The organism is Microbispora sp. NPDC049633 (assembly GCF_040675265.1).
GTDB lineage: Bacteria > Actinomycetota > Actinomycetes > Streptosporangiales > Streptosporangiaceae > Microbispora > Microbispora maris.
In genome coordinates this window covers 1-1,785 of the sequence record NZ_JBFAOO010000404.1, presented here as the reverse complement: position 1 = coordinate 1,785, position 1,785 = coordinate 1, and the positions used below count along the sequence as shown (strand labels likewise).

Below are 1,785 nucleotides of genomic sequence, written 5' to 3'. Positions count from 1 at the left end.
AGCTCGTTGCCGGCGCCGCGCGAGCGCATGGCCAGCGCCGAGGCGACCGCGTGCTCCTTGATGATCTCGTGGGCGGTCTCGCGGCCGACCCCGGACCGCACCGCCGCCATCAGCATCTTGGTCGTGGCGAGGAACGGCAGGTAGCGGCCCAGCTCGGCCTCGATCACCGCGGGGAACGCGCCGAACTCGTCGAGCACGGTCAGCATGGTCTCCACCAGGCCGTCGAAGGCGAAGAACGCGTCGGGCAGGGCGACCCGGCGCACGACCGAGCAGGACACGTCGCCCTCGTTCCACTGGTCGCCGGCGAGCTCCCCGGCCATGGAGGCGTACCCGCGCAGGATCACGGTGAGGCCGTTGACCCGCTCGCAGGAGCGGGTGTTCATCTTGTGCGGCATCGCCGACGAGCCGACCTGGCCCTCCTTGAAGCCCTCGGTCACCAGCTCGTGCCCGGCCATCAGGCGGATGGTCTTGGCCAGGGAGGAGGGAGCGGCGGCCAGCTGCACCAGCGCGGTCAGCACGTCGTAGTCGAGCGAGCGGGGGTAGACCTGGCCGACGCTGGTGAACCGGCGGGCGAACCCGAGGTGCGCGGCGACGCGGTCCTCCAGCGCGGCCAGCCGGTCCTCGCCGCCGAGCAGGTCGAGCATGTCCTGGGCGGTCCCGACCGGGCCCTTGACGCCGCGCAGCGGGTAGCGCTCCAGCAGGTCCTCCAGCCGCTCGTAGGCCACCAGCAGTTCGTCGGCGGCGGTGGCGAAGCGCTTGCCGAGCGTGGTGGCCTGCGCGGCGACGTTGTGCGAGCGCCCGGCCATGACGGTCGCGGAGTGCTCGGCGGCCAGACGGCCCAGGCGGGCCAGCAGCGCAACGACCCGGCCGCGCACCAGCAGCAGGCTGTCGCGGATCTGCAGCTGCTCGACGTTCTCGGTCAGGTCGCGGGAGGTCATGCCCTTGTGGACGTGCTCGTGCCCCGCCAGGGCGTTGAACTCCTCGATGCGGGCCTTCACGTCGTGCCGGGTGACCTTCTCCCGCTCGGCGATGGAGGCCAGGTCGACCTGCTCGACGACCTTCTCGTAGTCGGCGACCGCCTGCTCGGGCACCTCGATCCCGAGGTCGGCCTGGGCCTTCACGACGGCGAGCCAGAGCCTGCGCTCCAGCACCACCTTGTACTCGGGGGACCACAGGCGGGCCAGCTCCGGCGAGGCGTAACGGGCGGCCAGGACATTCGGGATACGCGGCTTGGCATTCACGTTGGCCCAGTCTATTGAGCCCGTACCGCCCGGCCGTGCGCAGGTGCCGTGCGCAGGTGCCGGGCCGCGCACCCGCGCACCCCGGCGCTTCACCGGACGTCGCTGCCGACGGGCCGGGTGTCGGGCTCGGCCGCCGGCTGCCGCGCGCCCCGGCCGCGCAGGCGGTCCATCTCACGCCACTGCGGCAGCAGCGCGGCCAGGTTGGTGGTCAGGAAGTACGCCGTGCCCGCGATCAGCAGCGCCGGTACGAGCCCTGCCGTGACCACGACCGCCCCCGCGATCAGCCCGCCGAGGGGGATGCCCGCCCACGCCATCGAGTCGCCCAGGGCGTTGACGCGGCCGCGCAGGCCGTGCGGCACCCGTTCGAAGGCGATCGCCCCCAGGATCGGGTTGAGGAAGCCGCCGCCGGCCCCGCTCGCGGCGAACACCGCCAGCACCACCCACATCGGCGCGTCGGCCGCGAGGACCAGGAACCGCGGCGCCCCGGCCAGCAGGAACCCGGCGAAGAACACCACCCGGCGCGGCATCCGGTGCGCGACGGCCG

The 1,785-nt window shown here is 73.4% G+C and carries 2 protein-coding genes; both read right to left on the bottom strand.

Annotation, left to right across the window (positions count from 1 at the left end; genetic code table 11):
- On the bottom strand, positions 1-1,241 hold a 1,241-nt coding region (gene purB, locus AB0J39_RS39405; RefSeq protein ID WP_363474304.1), incomplete at its 3' end, for an adenylosuccinate lyase.
- Positions 1,242-1,330: 89 nt separating this feature from the next.
- Positions 1,331-1,785 (bottom strand): MFS transporter (locus tag AB0J39_RS39400; RefSeq protein WP_363474302.1); only part of this gene is annotated, 455 nt, incomplete at its 5' end.